This is a genomic window from Parvibaculum sp. (assembly GCF_049672805.1).
Taxonomy (GTDB): Bacteria; Pseudomonadota; Alphaproteobacteria; order Parvibaculales; family Parvibaculaceae; genus Parvibaculum.
Genome location: NZ_JBATWS010000242.1, coordinates 1 through 2,045 on the forward strand (window position 1 = coordinate 1; position 2,045 = coordinate 2,045).

5 protein-coding genes are annotated in these 2,045 nt (G+C 59.9%); 3 read left to right on the top strand and 2 right to left on the bottom strand.

The window, feature by feature from the left end; all coding sequences use genetic code 11:
- Both WBF74_RS07840 and WBF74_RS07845 read left to right on the top strand, forming a co-directional pair.
- A partial coding sequence (locus WBF74_RS07840) for a DNA polymerase (RefSeq protein ID WP_424437732.1) occupies positions 1 to 500 on the top strand: 500 nt, incomplete at its 5' end.
- 93 nt (positions 501 to 593) lie between these two features.
- Positions 594 to 869, top strand: coding sequence for a hypothetical protein (locus WBF74_RS07845; RefSeq protein ID WP_424437735.1), 276 nt, complete (start codon positions 594 to 596; stop codon positions 867 to 869).
- 16 nt (positions 870 to 885) lie between these two features.
- On the opposite strand, the gene WBF74_RS07850 is transcribed toward WBF74_RS07845, so the two are convergent.
- Together WBF74_RS07850 and WBF74_RS07855 are read right to left on the bottom strand one after the other, a co-directional pair.
- Positions 886 to 1,107, bottom strand: coding sequence for a glutathione S-transferase C-terminal domain-containing protein (locus WBF74_RS07850; RefSeq protein WP_424437738.1), 222 nt, complete (start codon positions 1,105 to 1,107; stop codon positions 886 to 888).
- The gene (locus tag WBF74_RS07855; protein ID WP_424437741.1) at positions 1,050 to 1,622 is read right to left on the bottom strand and encodes a Tom37 metaxin N-terminal-like domain-containing protein; all 573 of its coding nucleotides are present in this window, start codon (positions 1,620 to 1,622) and stop codon (positions 1,050 to 1,052) included. The genes WBF74_RS07850 and WBF74_RS07855 overlap by 58 nt, the downstream gene beginning before the upstream one ends.
- Positions 1,623 to 1,722: 100 nt before the next feature.
- Between WBF74_RS07855 and WBF74_RS07860 the strand changes: the two genes are divergently transcribed.
- The coding region (locus tag WBF74_RS07860; RefSeq protein ID WP_424437744.1) for a helix-turn-helix transcriptional regulator at positions 1,723 to 2,045 on the top strand (323 nt) is incomplete at its 3' end.

Here is a 2,045-nt window from a genome sequence, read left to right on the forward strand (position 1 = left end):
GCATCTCCGCCTTCGGCCTTGCAAACCAGCTCGGTATTTCGCGGGGTGAGGCGGGCGAATATATCGAACGCTATTTCAAGCGCTTCCCCGGCATCCGCACCTATATGGAAGAGACAAAGGATTTCGCGCACAAGAACGGCTACGTCGAAACCGTCTTTGGCCGCCGCATCCATCTGCCTGCCATCAATTCGAAGAACCCGGCGGAAAAAAGCTTCATGGAGCGCGCCGCCATCAATGCGCCCATTCAGGGTTCGGCAGCGGACATCATCCGCCGCGCCATGATCCGTATGCCGGGTGCACTCGCGCGAGCCGGGCTTGATGCACGCATGTTGCTGCAAGTGCATGACGAGCTGATCTTTGAAGCACCGGAAGCACAGGCAGAAAAGACCTGCAAGGAAGTCGCCGCGATCATGTCTGCTGCGGCGGAGCCTGCGGCCACGCTTTCCGTGCCGCTTGATGTGGATGCGCGTGCTGCAAAGAACTGGGACGAAGCCCACTAGCCGCGCAGTTGTGCCGCTCGCCCGCCGCCCCTGTCAGAAGGAACGAAGCTCGCCTTTGATCGTTTCTCTTGTTGTAGCAACGGGAGATACAACGTGGCTGACAAGAAGAAAGGCGCTTCCGTCCCTCAAGGTAAGGTCACGGAAGCATTGAAGGAATCCTTCCCCGCCAGCGATCCGCCCGCCTGGACGGATGGCAATGCGTCTGCCGAGGCTGACGCGAAACGCGCGGAGCGTCTCGCCGAAGAGGCAGAAGAGGCGCGGGTAGAAGAGGAATGTCTCGTCGATGAAACCATCGAAGACAGCTTTCCTGCTTCCGACCCGCCTTCATGGACCGGCACCCATGCAGGTGATGGTCACCACGGTAAGTAAAGAGCGTCTCTGAAGATCACGCCGCGCGCGTCAGAACGAGTCTGGTGCGCGGGCGCCGCGCAGCGAAGATCTCGCCCATCCGCTCCGTATGGCTCACGAGGTTTTCGTGCGAGAGAGCGGTATCGCGCAACGGACTACAAATATCCGGTCCGATAATGTTCACGAGCGCGGAATAAACCGTCACATCTGCAAGCCGCGGCGTCTCGCCGAAGAAGAACGGCTTGTCACCGAGCAGCACTGACAGGGCCGCAAGATCACTCGCGCCGAACTGATATATTTCCTCTCTCGTATGCCGCCCGAGCCCGTGCCCGACAAGCGCGCGGCGGATGCTTTTGCGTGCCGCATTCGGAATGAAATAGGAGAGCGGAAAAAAAGCGTGTTGCCAAAGATCGCCGCTTTCGTCTGCATCCAGTTATCGATCCAGCGGCTATGGACGATCACCCAGTAAAGCCGCTCCTCCACCCGTCGCTCGATCATATGGGAGAGCGCGCGTTCCGATGAGGTGAGGCCATCATCCAGATCAAGCCCGATCTTCTCCTTCAGATAATCGAGGATGAGCGCCGAGTCGCCGACCCGCTCGCCCTCGAACTCGATGAAGGGGAGCTTGCCCTTCGGTCCGGTCGCAGGGTTCATCTCCGGGCAGATCTCATAGGGAACACCGGCAAGTCGAAAGACCGCCTCAAGCTTCACGCAGAACTGGCTCGGATTGGGCGTGCCTTTCAGCGCATCGGGAAAAATATGAAGACGGATCATGGAAAAGCCTCCTCCTGTTGGCCCTTTCCTCTATACTGACATGCTACTGACAACGTGCCGTCAGCAGTGATCGAGCCCCCGCGATTTGCCGGAGAAGGCCATGCGCCGCGCCAACCGTCTCTTCGACATCATTGAATATCTCCGCCGGGCAAAGCGCGTCGTCACGGCGCAGGAACTGGCGAGCCATCTCGAGGTTTCTGTCCGTACCATCTATCGCGACATTGCCGATCTTCAGGCGAGCCGCGTGCCGATAGAGGGGGAGGCGGGCCTCGGCTATGTGCTGCGCTCCGGCTATGAGCTTCCGCCGCTGATGTTCACGGAAGATGAGATAGAGGCGCTGATTTTCGGCGCGCGCATGGTGCGTGCCTGGGGCGACGCTGCTTTCACAGGCGCCGCCGATGCTGCCGTCGCCAAGATCGCCGC